Genomic DNA, 23,134 nt, shown 5'->3' with positions numbered 1-23,134 from the left:
CTCGTATCATCAATATAATTTAAAATTGTATCTTTTGAGCATCTGTTTAGTAACGTAATAATATTCTGAAATAGATTAATTTTAATTTCATCTGTTTTTTCTATTATTGTATTTGAAAATAACGAACGTATTAAACTTTTTATTCGATAAAATGTATTACCAGATACAATTGTATCATCAACAAAATGAAAATTAATGACTGATTTTCTTTTGGCATTTTTTATGTTTTTATACAATGTTGTTATATTGCTATATTTAGTTTTTACATTGTCCCTATATTCTCTATCGCTATCTAAGTATATTACAATTGGTGCATTGTTAAAAACATGAGAATTAATTTCTTCTACAAAAGCAGCATTAGTTGTATGAATAGGAGCTACAATTATATCATATATAAAATTATAACCTTGAGATAACAACGTATCTTTTTGATCATCTATTGCTTTTTTTAATTTTACCATCCATCTAATAAAATCCTGGTTTTTTGTCTTTGTTTTTTTTATGTATTGAAATAATCTTCCAGTTTTAAAATAAAACGAGTAATGATTTCTTTTTCTCGTAAAGTGACCATATAACATGTGCTTTTTTAAAAGATCTATATTACTTTTTTTACTCGAACCATTACTAATGTTTGTATATTTCTCTTTTAATCCTATCATAGTCATAGGAACTACCGACGCATTATTAGCTTCAACAATTGGTTTTTCGTCAAGTAAATTTTCAGGAAAACACTTTATACACGACAAAGGTTCCTGCCATTTACTATCTACCAATACATTGTAATATACAGATTCTGGAGTAGTTGTTTTAGTTTTAACTATTCTGTTACTCTTATCAAATTCACTCCAGTATTGTTTTTCAATGATAGATAAATTATCAATTTTATCATTTGAATCTCTAATTAAAATAACTGCTAAATTTACAATTATTCTTTCCTCTATATCGTTTTTAATTTTTCTTTTTAATTCAGCTGTAACTTTACTATGTGTTGTAAGCGTGCTATTTATAGGTACTATTATAGCAAAATATGCATCTTTCATTTCCTCAGTAAAAAACCTGAATTCCGGATGTATTTTTTGTTCAAAAATAATATAGCTACAATCAATTTCAAACACTTTTTTTAATATTTTTTTAGTTTCATAAATTAGCATTTCAGAATAAGTTTCATATCCCACTAAAACAATATTATCTTTCATATTGTCTTCTAGTTTATCCTTAATGTTAACAGATAATAAATATGCAAATCTTGAAGTATAATGACTTGAATTAAATAGTAAAGACGCTTCATAAAACTTATCTACAATATGCATTTTTGATCCTATTCGCATATGGATTTCATTTAGACAACATCCAAATGGCTCTTTTTGAATATCCCTTTTTAAATCTTCTTCTACTTTTTTTCAAATATTGTCATATTTCCATCTTTGATCAATATATCAAAAGGAATAATTGAAATAGTATCCTTGTCTTTTAAATTGCTCTTAACTCTATTATTAAGTATACCACTCATTATATCTAAACATTCATTGAACTCTCCTTTTGCATTTGCAAGAAACTCACTAGTGTATAAAGCAGATTCAATTGTTTTTCCTTCAAACACAACTTCAGTTGATAAAGTATTATTACAAGCATAAATGTGTACATTTTCCATTGAAGCACATTCGCCTACTTTATTATAAAAAACCGAAAAACAGCGAGTGAAATTTATTATAAATTCATTAGATGCACCTATTAATGCAATTCTAAGCATACTTTCTTTATTTTTGGTAATGAAAGATATAAGTGCTTTTGATAATATTTCAATACATTTTGTTTTATTAATGTTCATAACTTCGATAACATAAAAATGTTTATCATTATATTTTTCACACAAAGTTGACGCAACTTGATTTATTTTTTGTTTTTTACCTTCTTGTGTTAATTTAATTATTGAATCTGTATAATCATCTGTTAATTCTTTTATTTCTTCTTTTGAACTAATTCTAACTTCTTTCCAATCGTTGTTTAATGATTCATCTTTATAGTTTAGTGATATATTTAGACCTACTCTTTTTTGCTCATCTCGTTTTCTTAATGGAAGTAATACCCTGTATTGTGTTCCTGGAAGATGCCACTTTTCATAATCATTATTATTAAAATTTTTTTTGGGATTATAATTTCTAACATAAAATTCATTCTTTTTAATTTCAAAACCTTTGGAGCTTTTTACTCTAAAGAAACCTTTATGTGACTTAACTGAAGAATCAAAAATTTGCAGGCCATAATGATTTGTTATATTGTTTGGATACTCATAAAACTTTGTCCATAATTTTTGCATTTCTTTATCTGGTTCAAAAAAATTAGATAAACTAATTCTCTTAATCATCTTTTCTTTTAATTCTGGACAAATTTCTTTATTTTCACTTTGGTTCTTTAAATTAAATATAAATTGATTTGGTATATTAAATTTATCATTTAAATCAGAAATTATTAATTCAATATAATAGTCTTCTAATAGTTCATATTCTTTATAGTTGTTTTCTAAATATGAGCTATTTTTCCCGTGTATACGAAAACTCAAATATCCTTCTTTTGCATAATTTATAACGTTTTCAATGAGTTGTAAAGCTCCGTCAGCAAAATCTTGTGAAGCTTGTAATATGCTTTTTATTTCTTGTGAATCAATGTCTTTACTTTCTTTTTTTACATATTTACAAAATACAGAAAAAAACAAAAAGGAAAGCATCGACATGTTTTTAAACAATTTATATTTCTTTTCATTTTCTTCTTTATCTTTATTTAATACCCGAGAATCTTTTAATAAATCTATGCAAATATCTTTAATTATCAATTCATATAAATTGATATTAAATTCATTTTCATCTTTTATATCTGTTTTAGAATTAGCTTGGTTTGAGAAGTACTCTTTATGAATTTTATATATATAATCTCTATCAATATTTGAGCTATTATCAGATTCATTACTTACATTTTCAAAAGACTTAAAATAATCTTCAACAGTGTTTGAAAAAACATAATAACTACTTCTATCAATTCTAATAAGAGGTAAAAATTTATTTAAGCTACCAATTCCATGAATATCTAATCTAGAAATTTTAAGTTTTGCCTTTGAAATATCTATAAAATATACATTATTGTAAAAAAAATTTTTTTCTAGACACGAGCCTGTTAATTTATATTTCTTTTTAGTGAGATTTGCAACATATATTTTCCATTCTTTCAATTTTGATAAACTTTCAAAAAGCATGTAATATGAAAACCTTTTTTTATAACCCTCATCAGAAGATATAATACTTAAATAACATTTGTTCTCATACATACGCCTAATCAATGCAAAATATTGCAACTGAACAATGTCTTGTTGTTTTTCCTTTTGTTTTTTATAATCAATACGAAAGTAATATCTAAATAGAGACTTATTCTTTTCATTTTCTTTAATAAAATTATTCAAGTTTTTCAAACGATTCGGATCTGGCTCAAGTTTATTTAACTGATTTTTTTTCTTTTTATATTCTATTTGTTCAATACATTTTTTGTCGTTTTTATTACTATCAGTATTTTGAAATATTTCAATTTTAAAATTAATATCATCGCTATTTATTATTGTAGCATCTTGTTCTATTTTACTTATGAATTTAAAACACTTCGAGTATAAACTTATGTCGCTTTCAATAGTAAATACAAAGAAAATATGTTGCCGTTTGTTTGCTCCATTTTTTTGCATTGCAATTACTCCTTGTTTTAGTTTTAAAACCAATAATAAACTTCACTATGAAACACTTTTTTATTTAGACTGACATATTTAGACCTTTTATTTTTCTTTTTTGCAACTCTTGACAAATATTTTATCATATGTTTCACACATATGTAAATAGAAAACAATTGTTTTGTTTATTTTGTTGTAAGATTATGCTTTTTTCAAGTTTTCTTATTCCAATGAAGATTTTTATATTACAACATGTAATTTAACTTGAGAAAAAAAGATATGCGTGTTGTTATTTGATGAGTATCCTCAGCTATATATGAACATTACCATGTAAAAACTTTTAGTTATGCGTGCCTAGAAATTTTATAAACATATATTTTACCAAACAGATTTTCACTTACACCTTTTGGTACTGATGGACAAAAGTAAATTCTATCAGGAGCTTCATTTGAAATTCTTTTCATTTTTGTGTGAAGTTCACAATTAATCTTCACATTATCTATAATTCTACTTAATTGCTCATTTACTTTTTTTCTGTCACGTTCTGGCGAACAATCAATAGACATTTTCTCACCAATATCTTTATAACTTATATTACTTTTTAAAATATCGGGTATTTCTTTATCTATATAATACAAATGATATATAATTTCTCTCTTTCTTCTTTCAAATCCATCACTTAGTTTTTTTATAGAGTCTACAATATCTCTATCAAAAACAATTTCCGCAAGAATAAGCTTTAGCTCATTAATAAAATCATTTATTTCGTCAAAACATATACAAAACAATAAAAGTACTTGTTTTAGTTGGTCTATATTAGATATATTTCTTAATCCTTTTATGTCATCCTTTTTATACTCAACAATTTTATTATTATAATTGAATTCATCATTGTTTTGTAATATTTTCTTAAAAGATGAGGATTCTATTTCAATTAATTGATTTATTTCATTAATAAGTTTTTCATAATCAGAAACCTCAATAACCTTAACTATCTTTTCAAACATTTTGCTAAGTATTCTGATATCTTCATTTTTTGATTTAGCGTAAATCATTTCGTAGATTTCATTTAAGTAGTGTTCATCGGAGGGTAATGAAATGGTATATGCAAGTGGTTTTATAATATCAATAATTGAAATAAAATCACTTAAATTACTTTCATCTAATAAAATAGTGTTTAAAAAAGTTTCAGAATTAATTGCAATAGTTTTATTCATTTTCTCATCCTCATTTTTCTAATATCTAATAAATCATTCTCTTCTTGATCCATAAAGCCCTCTGGCCAATGATCTATTTCCATTTTCTCATTTAAAACTATCTCTTCAACCTTACATTTTTTTTCAACATTGAAATAATTAATACTCATGTCTCTATGGTTTAATTGAATTTCATCACTTAATACTGCTTTTCTAAATCCATTTACAATGTGATCACTATGGGTTTCTATAATAACTTGAACTCCCGAAGATGCAACAACTGACAAAAAAGAAGCTATATTAGATTGGGCTTTTGGATGCAAATGTAATTCTGGGTTTTCAATAATTAAAATAGAGTTCTTCTTCGCTATTAGTCCTGCCACAATTATTGGAAGCACAAAAGAAATTCCATATCCAACATTAGTATAATGAAACGTAGATTTATCTCCAAATAAAATAGAAATGTTATTATCTAAACTATAACTTTTTGCTGTTACCCTGTTACCAGGCAATATAAAATTTAACCAGTTATTCATTTGAATATCAAAAAGTTTTGTTTCTTTGTAATCCCAATGGTTTCTTTTTTTATCAATAGAAATTAAGTTTTTTTGCCCTTTTTCAATTATATAACCTAAATACTCGTTATTTTCTCCAAGATTAATACTATTAACATTACCGTTCTTTTGAATGTTTGAAATATTTCTATCCGAGCTTAAATATATTAAATCATCAGAGGCATATTCATTTTTATCAACATTTAGTGATAAAACATTGTTATCATCAGTAGGAGAAAATTTTATAGTACATTTTTCATTGCTATAATTCAGAGTAATGGTAAATAATTCATCAAAAGCTTCTTCATAAAGAATCTCATTAAAAGAATAAAGATTTAAACCATATTTATTGGTTATAATATCTAAACTCTTACCATTATTATTACAACTTTTATCTAAAGACATTTCTGATAATAATAATGCTTGAATAAGTGAAGACTTTCCACCTGAATTTGTACCTAATAATAGATTGGCATGATTTAGTTTTACTGTAATGTCTTCAAAACACTTAAAATTTTTAATTTGTATGCTTTTAATCATATTTACCTCCATATATTGACTCTAAAAATTCGTCAATCCGCAAAAAAGTTGTATCAACTCTGGTTTTATCACTAGTTGCATATGTTATAGAATTATAAAGATACTTATCCCTATCTAGTCTCTCAGCAAACTCTTTTGTAATATTTCCTCTCTCTTTTATTACAGAAGTATCATATCTTGAAATTAGTACAGAAAATGCTGTAAACAAAGATTTGTTTATCTTGTTTTTTGCTTCATCACTAAAGTCTACATCAACTTTTCTAAAGGCATAATCACCAAACATTATATACGCATTTTCCATAGCAATATGAAAATCTTTTTTAATAGTTTCAAAAGGAAACTTCTTATACTCGCTGTTTAAAACTTCTACAACATTATCCAAAAACTCATCCATCAAGCTATTATAATTAAGGTCAGTGAATAAATCCTGCTTTTTGTAAATAAGGTAAAACCCTATATATCTAAGTATTAACTCCTGATCCATCATTCTTTTAGGCGAAATACTATTACTAGTAGCTTTTTTAAATTCTTCTGACTTTGATAATTGCCTTATAAAATCTCTAGAATTTTTCCTCAAAATAGAATTTCTTATCTCTTGAGCATTTAAACTCTTACCGCCAGTATTTAATCTTTTGAAAATATCTAGTTTTACTTTATGTGGTGTATCAGGTTCAATAATATTACAATCAATCTGATAGGCTTTTAATTGCCTTACAAATTTAGGATGCAAGGAAGTGCTAGGGCTTTTTTGAAAATATTTATTATCACAATCCTCTTTTAAATACTCTAAATTCCTCAGTTTAAAACTATTAGAAAAATATTCTTTTATAACAGACAATCTTTGTACACCATCGACAACCTGATACTTTCCTTCATTGTCTCGTGCAAGATAAAACACAGGTAGAGGTATTTTTAATAAAATTGATTCAATTAATCTAGACTTTCTTGTACTATCCCAAACATAATTTCTTTGAAAATCTGGAGATAAATCTAAAATTGGTTCATCAAATTCACTACCTACAATCATTTCATATATTTCTCTTAATGAGAATCTAGCTTGAGTAACTCTTATTGAATTTGGATCATATGGTACTATAATATTAGCCTCAGTATTTTCATCCTCTGAAGTAGTCTCAACACCATCTTCCAAATCATCTATCATCTGTTTAGTATTTTGGTTGTAGTTATTAATAAAAAGATCAACTAGCTTACCTGTATACTCTTTTAAAAAGTCTTTATTATCAACTCTTTTGGCTTCATAGCAATGTGTATCATTTTGAATTTTTGCTTGTATATTGATACCTTCTTTTGTAATAAAACTGTTTTGGGATTCATCGTTTTCTTTAAATTCTAATAAAACCATATCTTCATTAATTTCTATTTCAAATCTAACCTTTTTTATGCTTTGCATTAACTTCACACCTTTATATTTTATCTATTATTTTCTATTAGTTCTATTTCTATTAAGCTTCATCAACTGAACCTATAGGAAATTAACCTCCTATCGTTACACATAATATTGTATATAAATAATATATTTCAACAATTATTCTTCTTGGATTTCTTCAGATTTTTCAATTTAAGTATAGTCATTGGGTTCTAATCTATTTATATCAGCTTTATTCCTTCTAAATAAACGCTTTGGGATTTTTTTAAACTCAACTTCTTAAACACTATATTTTAAAAAAACATTTATACATAAAGAATATAATGTATTTTCATATTTTTTCTTTTTGCTTTAGTAATACAAAATTCTTTTCTATCCTTGTACCATCAGTAATTTCACTTGATATAATTGTATTGCATAAATCCCCTTATGTAAAGGGTTACTTGGTAAATTTTTTCTTAATGTTAAATCCATACGTTATAAAATACTCATCTATAAAAATACAATAAACTAACCTATATATCAAACATTGATATCTGCACACTTTCATTTTTCTCTTTCAAATAAATACTCTTAAATTTTTCTTTATCATTTAGCATTTCTTCTAATTTACCCAGCTTACTCAAACTAACAAATATTGCTACTGATCTTGCCTGACAGTTATAAGGCTTTTAAAACTTTGATTATATGCACTGTTTATATATTGAAGGTACTGGTCTCTATTCGAAAGAGGTTTATTAAAATCAATTTTATGTAAAATCATCCATAATTCAAATGTGAAATTACTATACCCTAAATTATATTTAATCTGCTTTCCAAGCTGAGATGCCTCTTTCATTAGTTTTAATGTTCGTTTAAAATTTTCAACATGTTCTTTATCATTGCCCTCATAATCAAACACGTTTGTAATACTTATTTTTGAAAAAATCTTTAATTTCTTTACCCATGATTTTGGATTTTTACACTTTTCCTTTTCAATATTAACTTTACATTTAGCATCAGGTTCACTATTTATTTTTTCCTGCAACCAATCAAAATACCATTTTTCGGTTTCTCCTTCCACAGAAAAATAATATTTTTTTGTTTTCTTTTTTAGCATTAGTCACACCTCTTTTCTTAATGCTAATTTAAAAAACTTTCAAAAATAGAAGTAAAGTCAATGTCTTTAATTGCACCATATTGACTTACAAAATAATTTTTCATATAGTCTTCATGGAGTCGAACACCATTTTTACCCGAAGTCCTAAAATCAGATAGTGAATAGTGAGTACTAAAATTTGTTTCATCATCACGTTCTACAAACTTTAATTCATCTCTCCTAAAAACATTAGAATTCAAAAATATGGGGTTGTGTGTATTAAATACAAGCTGTGCTTTATTTGTATTTATATCGTCATTATGAAAAATATTAATAATGCTAATTAGTGCCATAGGATGAATTGAAGCATCAAATTCATCAACAATCAAAGTTCCACCATTTTGCAAAACATTAATTACTAGCGGAAACATATTAACAAATCTGATAGTTCCATATGATTCAAAAATCTCAGCAGGTATAGCTGTGCTTCTTTTGTTATCTTTAAATATAGAACATAGTTTTGCTTCAGACTCGCCTTCTCTAATCATATATCCTAGTGCATTTGAGTTAATACCGAACAGCTTTGCAGCATCATCAATAGTTTTTTCAACATATACCCGTTGTTTTTTTGAATCTGAAAATTTTCGAGTTAACTTAAGAGCATTAGCCCTGTAAACAATTGTGAATTTGTTGTCTAGCCAATTATTTATTATTCCCACTAACTTTGCACTAAACATTGTTTTAAAACCATTCGTTAAAAACAGCTCTTCATCAACTAAATTATTCTTTGCAATAGATTTTACACCTTCTATATTGCCTTCAAATTCATTAACTAAATATTCTTTAATAGCATCAAAGTCACCAAATTCAAGTTTTTCACTTCTTGAATAAATCATCTTTTCATTAACAGACAATTCCTCGAATAAAACTTGTCTCTTGTAATCACTATCTAAAAACGTTCCAATATCAATTGAAAGCTGGTATTGAAATAAAATATTGTTTTCAATAAACTTTATCGAAAATTCAACTGGCTCATTATTTTGATTTAAATTATTAGGAATCAACTCTAATGCATTAACAGCAGTGTTAGGATGATTATCATCATCATCATTATTTCTAATATTTCCACGCAAAGCAATAGCTTTAAAAACTTCCATTGCCCCTATAATATTTGTTTTACCAGCTGCATTAGGTCCATAAATCACTGCTGAACAAAGTCCCTTATGTATTTTAGAACCAACTTTCTTTTTTAAAATACTGTAATCTAATCCTTTTTGCTTTGGAGCAGGTATTAATGAAAAAGAAGTCTCATCCTTAAAAGATTTATAATTTTTTGCTTTAAACTCTAGTAGCATATAACCAACCTCCATTTTGCAATATTTTTGCAAATTCATATTATTATTATATGCTCTATCCTGCCCAATTGTCAATTAATTATTCTCATTTTTCAAAATTTCTTCAAAATCAATTAATAAAGTTAATTGTATACTGTATTATTTAAATCAATAAAAGTCATCTTATAATTCGTTATTTCTGCTGTTAATGATAATATCCTTTTTAAATTAATCTTTACTTCATCTCCATTCACAAATTTCCTTAAAATTGAATTATTGAAATAATTATTTGTTTTTTGTAAAAAAACCGTATGTTCTTCTGTAGTTTCTCTCATGAAACCAAAAATCTTTATGTCATTTTAGTTCTCTGTATTTTTACGTTTAGAAAATTTCTTTTTAATAAAACATACTTTAACATCCATTATTTTACTCTCTTTAATATATATTCTTCTTGTTTTTCTACAGCTTTTTCAATTCTATTTAGCCTGTCATTATTCTGTACATATCCATCAAACAAAACATCAAGTTTCTTTCCGTGTTCTTGCTCAATCCTTGCGACTGTGTTGCTTAATACTTGTATTTCTTTATTTGTTTTTTTCTGTTCAATTTTAAGCCCTGAAACTTCATTTGTTAGTTTGCCCATTTGATCAGCAATGACTTCCAAAAGTTCTCTGTCACTCATTTTCACACCTCGTACTCAATCACTTTTTTAATCATTATATCATATTATTTCCAAACATAACACCCCTGATTTATCTTATTCTAAGACTCCATCTTCTTAATAAGAGCATATATAAACTTAAATTAAAACCATCTTAAAATAAGTCAATTTCTTTTTAAAAAAAATCATGGAATTTTATTTAAAAAGTAGATATCATTATATGTACATATAAAATTAAATCATTATAACGAATGTTATAATGAATAATATATTTTAGAGGGGGTAAAAAAAATGAAAATTTATAAGAAAAGAGTAAAATTAACTAATTCCTTAAGATTTCTTTTAATTGGTGCTTTACTCTTAGGAGTATTTAGTCTGTCTGGAACGGGATTTGCTGATACAGACACAGATGGTGAAATGGCATATGAGTCTCTTTCCTCGCCACAAGTTTATGGTGATTTAAACGGTGATGGGGTAATAGATTCAAATGATTATGTACTATTGAAAAGATTTATATTCGAAATTATCGATGAATTTCCTGTTGGAAATTTAGAAGTAGCTGACCTAAATGGAGATGGAATAATAGATTCTACAGATGCTACTCTTATGAGCAGGTATATACTTGATGTTATTGACGAATTTCCTGTTGCAGAGGATGAAGAGGATGAAGAGGATATCGATGCTATATCTGGGTATGTTGACACTAATACGAAACATCAGACAATTGAAGGTTTTGGGGCATCAATTGCATTTTATCAAAATTGGCTTATAGATCACCCTAATAAGGCTGAGATATATGATGTTATATTTGATGAACTTGGATTAAGTGTACTAAGACTTAATAATTGGTACATTACATATGAAGATGAAGTTTCCTTTGATCCTTCTGCTAAAGAGATTGTTGAAGAAGCTAGAAACTCTGTTGGTGATGATTTAAAAATAATGATGTCTTCATGGTCTCCACCAACATATTTAAAGTCTAATGAATCTAATGCAGGTGGAACGTTAAAACAAGAAAATGGAGAATTTGTATATGATCAATTTGCAGACTTTTGGTATGATTCACTAAAAGAGTATGAAGAAATTGGTATTGTGCCTGATTATATTAGTATACAGAATGAACCTGATATAGAAACATCTTATGAATCCTGTCTTTTTGATAAAGACGAAAATGGAAGCAACGCTGCATATGGAAAAGCCCTTGAAGCTGTTTATAATAAACTTCATACAGATATGGACAACCCTCCTAAAATATTAGGTCCTGAAGTTCTTGGCATTGGGTACAACAATTTTGATGGTTACATGAGTGGATTAAATATTGATCATTTAGACGGATTAGCTTTTCATTTATACCATGGAGGAGACGAAGATGATCCTGATTCATTTAACAATGAATTAGAAAATATTAATAACAATTATCCAGATATGCCTAAATACCAAACAGAATTCTACCGTGGTAATGCATTTAACACTGCATGGATTATGCATAACAGCCTTACTAAAGGAAATGTATCCATGTACTTGTACTGGGATTTAATATGGGAACATGGAAGCCTTGTAACACTAGAATTCCCTTGGGATAATAGCGAATGGACAACACCAAATGGATATATTGTAACTGATAAATATTATGCTTTAAAGCAGTATTCTAAATTTATAAAACCTGGCTATACTCGTGTTGATGCATCAATGGATTTAGATGATATAAAAATATCAGCATATATTTGTCCAGACGAAGAATCCATGTCAGTTGTTTTGTTAAATACATCATCTTCCTCAGAAACAGTAGCATTAGATTTTGATGGTTTTCTAGCATCTGATTCTGAAGTATATAGAACAAGCGATGATGAAAAAACAGAATTTATTGGTAGTCTTGGTGAAGGTAATACTGTTTATCTTCCTTCTCAATCAATAGCAACTGTTGTAATCCAATAATAATTAATTACATACATCAAAAAAAGAGCTGCTACACAATGTTAAACTAAGTAAGTTAGTTGTGTAGCAGCTCTTTTTTAAATGGCAAACTCACTTAAATAAGTGCACGTTATTTAGGTAGATGAAACATGGAATAAATATTAACTTCTAGTGGTGAAATAAATTCTATGATATACTGTAAGTGAACTTGTTTAGCTAAAGTTAAACATCGGAACTTCATGTGGAGACTAAACTCCACATGAAAATTTATAAGATGAACTCCACCTTATAGAAGGTGAAGCTTCAAAATAAGATATAAATGAATTTAATCTTTGCATATTATTAAGGAATAGACATTTTAAAAGAGCATTTCTTTTTATATGCTCACAACAAGATTTAATCCCTTATACAAAAGGATGGTTTTTTTATGAAAAGTGAAGACATTGCAAAAATAGTTGGTGTATCTAGGAGTACCGTATCCCGTGTAATTAACAATTATCCGGATATACCTGTTGCGACACGGGAAAAAGTTTTAAAAGCAATAAAAGAATATAATTATTATCCAAATGCATCGGCAAGAAAATTGGCAGGAATAAAAAATTCCACACTAGGTGTGTTTGTTGTTGATATTAAAGATGATGAAACTCCACATCATGTTATAAAAAATAATGAAGCTCTATTGTATGGTAATACTTTTTTTGCACCATTTATTAATGCTTTCATTGATCAGTCTAATAAAACAAATTATTATGTTTTAATATCAACTATCTATTCTACCAGTGAATTGTGGAAAATACAAAGTGCTTTTTATGAAAAAAGGATTGACGGTGGAGTAATTATTGGCAGCAATAAAGAAGATTATAAAAAAATACTAAAGCAAATGAAAAAAGAATTTTTTCTAGCTGCTGTAGATATTGAAACGGACGATTTTAATAAGGACAGAGCGATATACGTAAATATTAATAATTATAAGGCAGCTTATGATATTGGAAAGTACCTTATTGAACTTGGACATAAACGTATTGGCATAATAACAGGGGATTTAGAAAAGTTATCAGGAAAAAATAGATTTGATGGTTTCAAGCAAGCTTTAAAGGATTATAATATAAACTTGAAGGATGATTTTATTGGATATGGTGATTTCACAGAGCCAAGCAGCTATCTGGCTATGAAAAATATTCTAAAGTCTTCCCCTCGTCCAACAGCGGTATTTGTAAGTAACGATACCATGGCAATAGGAGCATACAAAGCTATTGGCGAATTAAATCTTAAAATTCCTGATGATATTTCAATAATTGGCTTTGATAACACTGAAATATCTGAATATATGTCACCACCACTTACTACTGTCAGTGTATCTTTTTATGAAGTTGCAAAATATACAGCGGGACTTCTTATAGAATCCATCGAAAATGGCAATTTAAAAACTGTACACAAAGTAGTTGATGCTAAAATAGTAAAAAGAAAGTCTTGCAAGAATATATCCACAGATTAATCAATGTCTTTCTTATTAGAAATAAAACCAGCTGTACCAATACGGGTACAGCTGGTTTTATTTCTAATAAGGGTCAAAGGGCTGTCAAATTTATATAAATGACTTATAAACTTGGTATAATATCGAGTATATAACGCCCTAATAGCGTTGCATCTGTTGAATCAATTTTACCATCTTCATTTACATCAGCAGCTTGTCTTGCCTCTGATGTAGGAAATTCATCTATGACTTCAAGTAAATATCTAGTTAATAATGTGTAGTCACTTGAGTCTATTACACCATCTCCATTTATATCACCCTTCATAATCTCAGGTGTAGGATCGTCATCTGGGTCATCACCTGGGTCTGGGTCATCACCTGGATCTGAATCATAACCTGGGTCATCACCTGGATAACCATCTGCAAAATATTTTACGTATTCATATTCTGCAGTTAATGGAGTGTTTCCATCATAAGGTGCAAGCCAAGCATCAACATCTCTGCCAGGCCATAAATTCATCATTATTTTTCCTGGAGTGTCAGGTATGTTTCGATTACCTGTATGGACTTTTTCTCCATTTACATAAAAATCAATTGAATTTGGTTGCCAATCAAAACCATATGTATTAAAACTTTCTGATGCATCAAAACCTAAATGGTGATAATATTCATTATTTCCTTGCCCATCTTTCCACCAATTAAACTGAACTTGAGTTGTATCTTTTCCCAAAAACTCAATGTCTATTTCATCCCATGGATCATCATCCCAAGGCCCAGTATATGTGAAAAATGATGATACAATGCCTGGATTTTTTGCAGGCTTCATGCGTACTTCGTAGTATCCGTATCCAAAATATTCTCTAGTTCGGTACTCACCACTTTTATATGGATATTCACAACCTGGCTCTCCATCATCTAATGTAAGGGTCATATTTCCGTCTACTATTGAAACCTGGCTTGGCATCCACATACAATTAAACATATCTCCATTGTCCCAATCGGCTTTTTCCCATAAACTTGAATCATAATCTGAAAAATAAACCTCAAAGTCCGTTGTTCTCATGTCCCTAGATGCAAAACTATTCATTGAAAATGAAAACATAAAAGTTACTAAAAGTGCACTTACTAAAGTAAAAGAAAAAAAAGATTTTCTAAACATTTAATACCTCCCACCTTAAAAATAATTAATTAAATTTCACCACCTCTAGGAGATGATAGCTTTTAATAGATTGGTTTCTTTATAGAAGTACTTTTTCGAAATAACCAATTAAAGTACATTGAAATAATATAGTAAATACAATAACTAACACGTGTTAATTTTATTATAAAATACTTTTTTTGTGTTGTCAAGCATTCTAAAAAATGTGGTTTGTCTTAAATGTCTAGAAATATACAAGAAATAACGTCCAATTCTTATCGTCCAAAACCCATTAAGTCTAGGGATTTTGTCCTTTAGAATTGGAGTTATTTCTAATGCATACCTTGCCAAATTGTTTGTGTAAATAAATCTGTCAAGTTTGCATTTGTTATTCTAATGTAAAAGAAGCTAAACTAGCACTACCCTCACCATTATATGTAAAATATAATGAATGAATACCATCTGGAATTGTAATATCAGATGAATATTCTTGCCATACATTAGAAAAATTCACCGTTATTTTTCCAAGAACTGAACCGTTCCAAGCAGTCTTTACTTCAAAATCACCTCGACAATATCCACGTACTTTAATCTTTATTTTCTTTACTCCTTTACATTCAAAATACTTAAAACCTGCTGTAGCTGAAGATTTCATATTAGCAATATAGCCAACTTCTTCATCTCCATCTCCTCCATCCTGAGTTATCTTAGGAAATTGCTTATTCATCCAAGCTCCAGTAGAATCTGTGTACATTGCTTCATCCTTACAAAACAAATTACACGCAAGATAAGCAGGATACTCACCAAATCCTTTTAACGGCCCATTATTAGGACCACAGGAAGTCATTTCAACTTGAGGAATTGTTCCATCCTCTAATATTTGTATCTGTTCCATACAACCCTGTCTGCTAAAATTAGTTCCATTTGTATGTCTATGATAAAATACATACCACTTTCCACCTATCTCAACAATGCTGCCATGGTTATTAGCACCATAATACATAGGCTTTTCTGCTGGCTTATACGAACTAATATGAAGATCGTTATTACTGACAATAACTCCTTTGTATTCAAAACCTTTTGTCGGATGCTTACTGGTAGCATAACATAATTCATGTAAAGCAATTGAAGAATATACAAAGTAATAAGTATCACCTATTTTTCTCATTGATGGAGCTTCAAAAAATTCATGACCTTCATATCCGCTTCCTTTACTATAAGGCTCACTAGGTGCTATAATAACCGGTTCTTCAATAATTGTAAGCATATCAGGTCCAAGAACCATTGCCATGGCTCCAGATCTTGACTTATCACCAATTGGACAAAAACCACTGTAAAGATATGTCCTATCCCCCTCGGTAATTACACCTGGGTCAAATTGTGGTTCATCATCTTCTCCTTCCCCTAAAATAGTTCCATCAGAATAATGTACATATCCATAAAACTCATATTTGCCTGCTGGAGTATCACAAACAGCAACCGAAACTATAGATCGTTTGCTGTCAACATAATACAAATAGTACTTCCCATCAGGCCCAACGGTTACATCAGGTGCATATAGACAACTATCACAATCCTCATTATTTTCTACATCAGTTCTTTTATAAATGACCCCTTCACAACGCCAGTCAGAAAGATCCTCAACTGGAGCAGACCAACAAACATAATCATTCAAACAATATGCATGACCATTGAAACGATCATGAGAACCATAAACATAAACTCTGTCATTAAATACATAGGGCTCCACGTCCGGAATATATTCCCAAGACGGAAGATATGGATTTAGTCCTTGCTTTAACAATTGTATAGCCTCCTTTAATCTTATAAATTAATGCATCAAACTCAGTGAACTCGTTTAGCTAAAGCTAAACATCGAGGATTCAGGTCTAGACTCAACTTCACCTGAAGATTTATAAGTGTAACTCCAACTTATAGAAGGTGGAGTCTTAGAATAAAATCAAACAATAAATACTCATTTTGAATCAATTATTTTATATTATTCTAAAACTTTACCTATATTATAAGGGAATTTTTAATACAAGCTTCAGATGGAGTAGGAACTCCACCTAAAGCTTATGTGTTAAAAATCAACTGGTTTTTTAAAAGGCACTTATCTCAAGTATATATCTTGTTACCAAAGCATAGTCCATTGTGTCTATTTCACCATCTCCATTTATATCTGCATTTAAAAGAGCATCTCCTGTAAGAGGCGTTATTTCAAGCAAATGTCTTTGTAACAATGTAGCATCAGTTGAGTCTATTCTTCCATCACCATTTAAATCACCTAATCTTATTGTATCACTTTCATCTTCATTTTCAAATGTAAACCAATCAATATTTACAGGTCCTGAAGAAAACACAAGATACAAGTCATTTACTCCTGTAACTCCATCTACGCTGCAAATTTGCTCTTCGTACTCACCCCAGTCACCTGTTATTTCAATTTCTAATGTACCTATAAGAGTGCCTGTTGGACTGCCTAGTCTTAATTCAATATCAGTGGCAAGTTCAGATGCAACCATACCTCTAAAAGATGTTGCTCCATTTCCAAAATCCACATTCCTATATACTGCATAATCCCCTCTCTCAATATAACCTAGTCCACTTCCTCCATCAGAAGCACCAATTATTTCAAGAGTTGAAGAATTATAATCGCTGTAATCTTCTGCTTCCAATTTTGAAAATGCACATCTTTCTTTTTGATCTTCTTCTTCGTCTTCTTGATCTTCTTCGTCTTCATCATCATCATCTTCTTCAAATTGTCCTTCACCTTCTACAAACTGCCAGTAATCAAAGTTAAACATGTTGCCAGAACCACTTCCAGTAAATACAAAGAAAAGATCATGAACTCCAGTTACATCACTAACACTGGTTTCCATTACTCTCCAATCTTGCATGCCTCCTGTAGAACTAACTCTAAGTGTTCCAACAAGAGTACCTGTTGGGCTACCTAAACGTATTTCTATATTACCACCTGAATTTGATGCTACATTTGCTCTAAACGTACCTGCACCAATAGATCCAAAATCAACATTTCCAACACCAATCCAGTCACCATCATTTATATTTGTTACATTTTGATTATATAAAGGGCCACCAGAAGCTTGACAATCCTCTGTTGAAATGCCTGCACTCCATCCAATAGTCTCTGCTTCATTTCTTCTGTAAGGGTCAAAATTTACAAGCTGTGAAACACCTTCAAAATCTGCCTGCACTTGTTCAATTGTCCCATCTGGATTAATATGGAGTTCATTTATATGCGGAGAGCGATAACCATTTCCAGCTCCCGTCTGTTCCAAACTTACAGTTTGAGCATGGTATGCCACATACCACTGATCTCTGAAATTAAAAACAGTATGATGGTTATTTCCTCCTACTCCAAAAAATGCTGCTGGATTTCTTAAAAAAGTCCCTTCATAAGTAAATGGCCCCATGGGATTATCACTTACCATATAAGCAATTTCACCTTTAGGGTATTGTGGTGGATGCGTTCCCGCAAAATTAATACAATAAGAATAATAATACCTATCATTATGTTTATGTATTTCAGCCGCTTCAAAAAAGTACGGAGCATCTATAGTTTCAGCACTTCCGACTGTACTAATCATGTCATCGCCTAATCTAATAACTCTACCTGTTCCAGGATTTGCAATGGATTCTTCACAGGTGTCGTCTGGTATACCACCTCCGCAATAAAGATATCCACTTCCATCATCGTCCACCAATACAGCCGGGTCAAAAAGCCATGTAACTCCAGCCATTCCAGGAGTGTTATGATCCACCAACGGACCTCCGATAGGATCTGTCCATGGTCCTATTGGACTATCTGCTGTAAGCACTCCTATACCAGCTCCAGTATTTGCAAAATACAGGAAAAATTTATCTTCGCCATCAATTACTTTGTGTGTTGCTGTTGGAGCCCATGAGCCCCATGCCCACCTTGCAATACCTCTTCCATCATTAAGACCATTAGCACCTGCCACCGGAATTGCTCCATGATCTGTCCAGTTTACCATATCAGCCGAAGATATAACATGTATTTTGTTAAGGTTATCAAAAGAATTTTCAACAAGCCTTCCATTGCTGTACTCATAAGCATCGCTGGACATATAAAGATATACCCTTCCATCGAAAACTATCGCATAGGGGTCTGCTCCAAGTTTATGCTCTATCAAAGGATTGGAATTGCCTATATCCTTTACAATTGGACTATTTACCCCATAAGATGTCAGTACCAGTGCGCTACTAAAAATTGGAAACAAGATTGCTAGTAACATAATAGCTTTCTTTTTCATATTAGTTCCCTCCTCTAAATTTATTTTTTTATTATTTAAAAATCTCAGATTGTTCATCTTTAAAAATTACTTGCAAAAATTGATGTAAACTATCTTTCCAGAAAGTAAAATCATGTCCCCCTGAAATAAGATGCCATGTGTGAGGAATCTCTTTCTCTATACAATAACTATGTACACCTTTTGAAACATTTAACAAATCATCCTTGTCACCACAAGAAATCCATAAAGTTTTTAAATCAGATATAATTGCTTCTATATCTGCAAAAAGAACGTTTGGGGAATTAGTATTAGGTGCTGGTGAAAAAGCTCCTACATGAGCAAAGTAATCAAGATACTTTAACCCAAAATTCAAAGCTTGTCCCCCTCCCATAGATAATCCAGCGATTGCATGGTTTTCACGATTAGTCAAAATAGAATAGTTTGATTCTATAAAGGGAATAAGATCATTAAATAAATCATTTTGAAAATTGTCAAATGCAGCTACCTTATCTGGGGCAAAAGCATCCCCTATTGCTCTATCATCTCTCATAGCACGACCATTTGGCATTACTACAATCATAGGCTTTAATTTGTTTTCTGCATATAAATTATCAAGAATATTAACAACATTTCCACCATTATACCATTCAAGATGATCGCCACCTATTCCATGAAAAAGGTAGAGAACATTATATTTATCACTCTCAGAATATCTAGGGGGAGTATATATCATTGCTTTACGATTAACACCAGTTGTAGAGGAGGGATACTCTACTTCTTTGCATTCACCACCCTCAACATTGCTTTTATACTGATTAAAGCCTGTTGGTGGAGAAGCTGAGACTGGTAACGACGGATTAACCATCGTTGGAAAAACTAATGACGGAAAAATTAAACTTTTTAAAAACCTGTTTAAGTTCTTTTTAAACACAACAATATTCCTCCCCCAAGTAATATTTTTTTAAATTGTTAGAGTTCACTTATCTTTTAATGCCTATATAAATAATGATATCAACCTTGTGCATTAAACACCATGACTTTCTTTCTAATAAAATTGACTTTTTTTCCAATAGAATATATACTGTTTTTATCAATTTTATAAAAAATAGAAAGAGCCACCCCTCTCTACAACAGGACTTGTCACAATAGATAGCGTGCTACTTTTAAAGTTTTATCCACATTATTTGTTTTAAATTATAAAAAAATCTATTGACTTTTCCCTTAGGTAAAGGTATATAGTTAATATTAGATAAGTATATTAATTTTTGAGAATGGAGGTGTTTTTTTGCTATCTATTGGTGAATTTTCCAAAATATGCAGGGTTTCAACAAAGACCCTTCGATATTATGACGAAATTGGTTTAATTAAGCCTGATGAGATTAATACCGAAACTGGTTACAGGTATTATTCCATTAAGCAGCTAAAAAAAATGCTTTATATTGACCGCTTAAAATCTTATCATTTTTCTCTTGAAGAAATTAAAGATATTATGAAATTAGATAAGCGTCAATCAGAAGAAGTTCTCTATTCAAAATTTAAGTCAAAGAAAATTAAAATGGAAGAAAAATTAAAATGCCTTGAATACTCAATCAAACAAATTAATAGTGATATTTCAAACCTACAAAACGACATACCTATTATGTCATATCTTGACAATATAGATGTGGAGCTTGTTGAAACTGAGCCGATGAATATTCTATATTTGCGTAAAATAATGAGTAAGGAAGATTTCTTTGAAGGTTATGGAAGTTATTTTGGAAGATTGTATGAAAGAATTGCTTTAGAAAAACTTACTCCCCTTGGCAGACCAATGACTATATACCATAATACCGAGTTTAATCCAGATGGAAATGATACAGAATTTGCAATTCCAATAAAAGAAGTCGTAGATGGGACTAGGATTCTTCCTGGTGGTATTTGTGCTAAATCTGTCTTAAAGGGATCTTATATAGAATTGTCATCTTTATACATAAAACTGAGTGAATGGATAGAGCAAAAAGGCTACGAGCTGACAAAATCACCATATGAAATATATACAGTTAATCCTAATCAAGTTAATACCTCTGATAATCTAGTTACTGAGGTGTTTTTTTCTATAAAGAAAAAGTAGTTCTTTTTAATTTTGTTACTTAATATGGGATTTAGCAATAAATTTCATATTTAAAAAATAAAAGGGGGTAATAAAATGTGCAAATTTAAAATTCAATTTGGAAAGGTGCTAATTTTAACTTTATTGATTAGCAGCATTATTATGCAAGGTGGAATTATTGGTTCAATTGCACAATCGGAACCAATAAGAATAATGCCAATAGGAGATTCCTGTACTGCTGGCATGGGAGATCCTCAAGGTGGCGGTTACCGAACTGATTTATATTATCATTATGAAAATGCAGGACTTAATGTTCAATTTGTTGGTTCACAAAGAGGCGGTCCAAGTACATTACCCGAAAGAAATCATGAAGGACACTCAGGATGGACGATTCCACAGATATCAAGTAATATTGATGGATGGCTCAATGATTCTAATCCTGATGTGGTATTGTTGTGGATTGGTGGAAATGATGCAATTTTGAGTGGAAACATTAATACCACAGGACTTAGCAACTTAATAGATCAAATTATAAATTTCAAATCTGATATAACAATATTTGTCGCTGATTACTATCCCGTACCCGAAAGTATTGTGGATTATAATGTAACTATTCCTGGAGTTGTTCAGGAAAAAGCTGATGCAGGATATAATGTCCATTTTGTCAAGCTAAGTGATATTGATTTAGTACACAGTACAGATATTTCTTCCGATAGGTTACATCTAAGTCCTTCAGGATATAGTAAAATCGCTGATATTTGGTTTGATAGTACTATTGATATATTACAATCTATGGATGATACTACTCCTGATCAACCTGATATTAAATATGGTGACTTAAATGGAGATGGGGTTATAGACTCCAGTGACTATATGTTGCTCAAAAGACATGTTTTAACAATAGCACCTTTAGAAGACACCACTGCTGCTGATTTAAATGGAGATGGCATTATAGATTCTACTGATGTTACCTTACTCAGAAGGTACATATTAGAGATTAATACAGTCTTTCCTGTCCAAGAATAATTTCTAAACATATTTATCTTAATAAGACTCCACCTTCTATAAGGTGGAGTTTTTTTTATAAATCTTTAAGTGACGTTAGTCTTAACCTGAAATCTCAATGTTTAGCTTTAGCTAAACGAGTTCACTTTAATCTAAAAATCCAGGACACAAATCATGTCCTGGATTTTTTATGTGTATTTTTCTGTTATTAAATATCTTTAATTAAAAAGAATCAATAATTCCTAGAATATGTCTGCTCATTAATGTATAGTCAGAAGTGTCTATAACTCCATCCCCATTTAAATCAGCTCTTAAAAGAGCATCTCCTGTAAGAGGCGTTATTTCAAGCAAGTGTCTTGTTAGCAAAGCAGAATCAGTTGAGTCTATAACTCCATCTCCATTTAAATCGCCTAGCATTACTGTCCCACCGCCATTTTCATCTGAACTTTCAAATGTAAACCAGTCAATATTCATAGGACCTGAAAATACTAGAACTACATCATTTACTCCTGTGACATTACTGATATCTGTAGATAATTCTCTGTATATATCCCAGTCACCTGTCGAAGACACTGATAATGTACCTATACGTGTTCCACTAGCACTATTTAATCTTATATCAATACTTGTAGCTGAATCAGCATCAGATGCTACACGTGCAGTAAAAGCATTTGCTCCACTTCCAAAATCAATATTGTTAAATGTCAAAGTATCTCCATCTTCTATGTATCCAATACCATCTCCACCATCGTCAGTTCCTATTATCTCCATAGTTGAAGAA

The 23,134-nt window shown here is 29.9% G+C and carries 19 protein-coding genes; 4 read left to right on the top strand and 15 right to left on the bottom strand.

Annotated features, from left to right (window positions below):
- The 10 genes from RBH29_RS15145 to RBH29_RS15105 form a co-directional block, all read right to left on the bottom strand.
- On the bottom strand, positions 1-1,328 hold a 1,328-nt coding region (locus RBH29_RS15145; RefSeq protein ID WP_306697783.1), incomplete at its 3' end, for a hypothetical protein.
- Between the two features lie 62 nt (positions 1,329-1,390).
- Positions 1,391-3,724 (bottom strand): hypothetical protein, encoded by a 2,334-nt coding sequence (locus tag RBH29_RS15140; RefSeq protein WP_306697781.1) that lies wholly within the window; start codon positions 3,722-3,724, stop codon positions 1,391-1,393.
- Between the two features lie 326 nt (positions 3,725-4,050).
- The gene (locus RBH29_RS15135) at positions 4,051-4,923 is read right to left on the bottom strand and encodes a hypothetical protein (RefSeq protein ID WP_306697780.1); all 873 of its coding nucleotides are present in this window, start codon (positions 4,921-4,923) and stop codon (positions 4,051-4,053) included.
- Positions 4,920-5,996 carry an AAA family ATPase gene (locus RBH29_RS15130; protein WP_306697779.1) on the bottom strand — a complete coding sequence of 359 codons (1,077 nt, stop codon included), beginning with the start codon at positions 5,994-5,996 and terminating at the stop codon, positions 4,920-4,922. Before RBH29_RS15130 ends, RBH29_RS15135 begins: the two co-directional genes overlap by 4 nt.
- Positions 5,989-7,407 carry a DUF262 domain-containing protein gene (locus RBH29_RS15125; RefSeq protein WP_306697777.1) on the bottom strand — a complete coding sequence of 473 codons (1,419 nt, stop codon included), beginning with the start codon at positions 7,405-7,407 and terminating at the stop codon, positions 5,989-5,991. Before RBH29_RS15125 ends, RBH29_RS15130 begins: the two co-directional genes overlap by 8 nt.
- A gap of 491 nt (positions 7,408-7,898) precedes the next feature.
- Entirely contained in the window at positions 7,899-8,009 is a 111-nt protein-coding gene (locus RBH29_RS17885; RefSeq protein WP_373463344.1) for a hypothetical protein, read from the bottom strand.
- Positions 8,010-8,023: 14 nt separating this feature from the next.
- Positions 8,024-8,482, bottom strand: coding sequence for an RloB family protein (locus tag RBH29_RS15120; RefSeq protein WP_306697776.1), 459 nt, complete (start codon positions 8,480-8,482; stop codon positions 8,024-8,026).
- A gap of 23 nt (positions 8,483-8,505) precedes the next feature.
- Positions 8,506-9,816, bottom strand: coding sequence for an AAA family ATPase (locus RBH29_RS15115; RefSeq protein WP_306697775.1), 1,311 nt, complete (start codon positions 9,814-9,816; stop codon positions 8,506-8,508).
- 122 nt (positions 9,817-9,938) lie between these two features.
- Positions 9,939-10,130, bottom strand: coding sequence for a hypothetical protein (locus tag RBH29_RS15110; RefSeq protein ID WP_306697774.1), 192 nt, complete (start codon positions 10,128-10,130; stop codon positions 9,939-9,941).
- Positions 10,131-10,216: 86 nt separating this feature from the next.
- Positions 10,217-10,477, bottom strand: a complete 261-nt coding sequence (locus RBH29_RS15105) for a hypothetical protein (RefSeq protein WP_306697773.1) — start codon at positions 10,475-10,477, stop codon at positions 10,217-10,219.
- A 270-nt stretch (positions 10,478-10,747) separates the two neighbouring features.
- Here RBH29_RS15105 and RBH29_RS15100 point away from each other — a divergent pair, with 270 nt between their 5' ends.
- Both RBH29_RS15100 and RBH29_RS15095 read left to right on the top strand, forming a co-directional pair.
- On the top strand, positions 10,748-12,391 hold the full coding sequence (locus tag RBH29_RS15100) for a dockerin type I domain-containing protein (protein ID WP_306697772.1): 1,644 nt from the start codon (positions 10,748-10,750) through the stop codon (positions 12,389-12,391).
- Between the two features lie 406 nt (positions 12,392-12,797).
- Positions 12,798-13,865 (top strand): LacI family DNA-binding transcriptional regulator, encoded by a 1,068-nt coding sequence (locus tag RBH29_RS15095; protein ID WP_306697771.1) that lies wholly within the window; start codon positions 12,798-12,800, stop codon positions 13,863-13,865.
- 103 nt (positions 13,866-13,968) lie between these two features.
- On the opposite strand, the gene bglS is transcribed toward RBH29_RS15095, so the two are convergent.
- From bglS to RBH29_RS15075, 4 genes are all read right to left on the bottom strand, one after another.
- The gene (gene bglS / locus RBH29_RS15090) at positions 13,969-15,003 is read right to left on the bottom strand and encodes a beta-glucanase (protein ID WP_306697770.1); all 1,035 of its coding nucleotides are present in this window, start codon (positions 15,001-15,003) and stop codon (positions 13,969-13,971) included.
- A gap of 367 nt (positions 15,004-15,370) precedes the next feature.
- Positions 15,371-16,786, bottom strand: coding sequence for a family 43 glycosylhydrolase (locus RBH29_RS15085; RefSeq protein ID WP_306697768.1), 1,416 nt, complete (start codon positions 16,784-16,786; stop codon positions 15,371-15,373).
- A gap of 298 nt (positions 16,787-17,084) precedes the next feature.
- On the bottom strand, positions 17,085-19,280 hold the full coding sequence (locus RBH29_RS15080; RefSeq protein ID WP_306697767.1) for a carbohydrate-binding protein: 2,196 nt from the start codon (positions 19,278-19,280) through the stop codon (positions 17,085-17,087).
- A gap of 31 nt (positions 19,281-19,311) precedes the next feature.
- Complete coding sequence (locus tag RBH29_RS15075; RefSeq protein WP_306697766.1) at positions 19,312-20,190, bottom strand: alpha/beta hydrolase; 879 nt, start codon at positions 20,188-20,190, stop codon at positions 19,312-19,314.
- A gap of 354 nt (positions 20,191-20,544) precedes the next feature.
- On the opposite strand from RBH29_RS15075, the gene RBH29_RS15070 reads away from it, so the two are divergent.
- Positions 20,545-21,369, top strand: coding sequence for a MerR family transcriptional regulator (locus RBH29_RS15070; protein ID WP_306697765.1), 825 nt, complete (start codon positions 20,545-20,547; stop codon positions 21,367-21,369).
- Positions 21,370-21,444: 75 nt separating this feature from the next.
- Positions 21,445-22,374 (top strand): dockerin type I domain-containing protein, encoded by a 930-nt coding sequence (locus tag RBH29_RS15065; protein WP_306697764.1) that lies wholly within the window; start codon positions 21,445-21,447, stop codon positions 22,372-22,374.
- 201 nt (positions 22,375-22,575) lie between these two features.
- On the opposite strand, the gene RBH29_RS15060 is transcribed toward RBH29_RS15065, so the two are convergent.
- A partial coding sequence (locus RBH29_RS15060; protein ID WP_306697763.1) for a carbohydrate-binding protein occupies positions 22,576-23,134 on the bottom strand: 559 nt, incomplete at its 5' end.

The sequence above is a fragment of the Herbivorax alkaliphila genome (genome assembly GCF_030848475.1).
Classification (GTDB): domain Bacteria; phylum Bacillota; class Clostridia; order Acetivibrionales; family Acetivibrionaceae; genus Herbivorax.
This window is presented reverse-complemented; position numbering and strand designations above follow the sequence as displayed.

What these genes read in the sequence shown, in the direction of transcription:
- RBH29_RS15125 (WP_306697777.1), bottom strand. Translation starts at nt 7,407, where the DNA reads ATGCAAAGCATAAAAAAGGTTAGATTTGAAATAGAAATTAATGAAGAT.
- RBH29_RS15120 (WP_306697776.1), bottom strand. Translation starts at nt 8,482, where the DNA reads ATGCTAAAAAAGAAAACAAAAAAATATTATTTTTCTGTGGAAGGAGAA.
- RBH29_RS15080 (WP_306697767.1), bottom strand. Translation starts at nt 19,280, where the DNA reads ATGAAAAAGAAAGCTATTATGTTACTAGCAATCTTGTTTCCAATTTTT.
- RBH29_RS15065 (WP_306697764.1), top strand. Translation starts at nt 21,445, where the DNA reads ATGTGCAAATTTAAAATTCAATTTGGAAAGGTGCTAATTTTAACTTTA.
- RBH29_RS15140 (WP_306697781.1), bottom strand. Translation starts at nt 3,724, where the DNA reads ATGCAAAAAAATGGAGCAAACAAACGGCAACATATTTTCTTTGTATTT.
- RBH29_RS15135 (WP_306697780.1), bottom strand. Translation starts at nt 4,923, where the DNA reads ATGAATAAAACTATTGCAATTAATTCTGAAACTTTTTTAAACACTATT.
- RBH29_RS15115 (WP_306697775.1), bottom strand. Translation starts at nt 9,816, where the DNA reads ATGCTACTAGAGTTTAAAGCAAAAAATTATAAATCTTTTAAGGATGAG.
- RBH29_RS15130 (WP_306697779.1), bottom strand. Translation starts at nt 5,996, where the DNA reads ATGATTAAAAGCATACAAATTAAAAATTTTAAGTGTTTTGAAGACATT.
- RBH29_RS15105 (WP_306697773.1), bottom strand. Translation starts at nt 10,477, where the DNA reads ATGAGTGACAGAGAACTTTTGGAAGTCATTGCTGATCAAATGGGCAAA.
- RBH29_RS15095 (WP_306697771.1), top strand. Translation starts at nt 12,798, where the DNA reads ATGAAAAGTGAAGACATTGCAAAAATAGTTGGTGTATCTAGGAGTACC.
- bglS (WP_306697770.1), bottom strand. Translation starts at nt 15,003, where the DNA reads ATGTTTAGAAAATCTTTTTTTTCTTTTACTTTAGTAAGTGCACTTTTA.
- RBH29_RS15100 (WP_306697772.1), top strand. Translation starts at nt 10,748, where the DNA reads ATGAAAATTTATAAGAAAAGAGTAAAATTAACTAATTCCTTAAGATTT.
- RBH29_RS15110 (WP_306697774.1), bottom strand. Translation starts at nt 10,130, where the DNA reads ATGAGAGAAACTACAGAAGAACATACGGTTTTTTTACAAAAAACAAAT.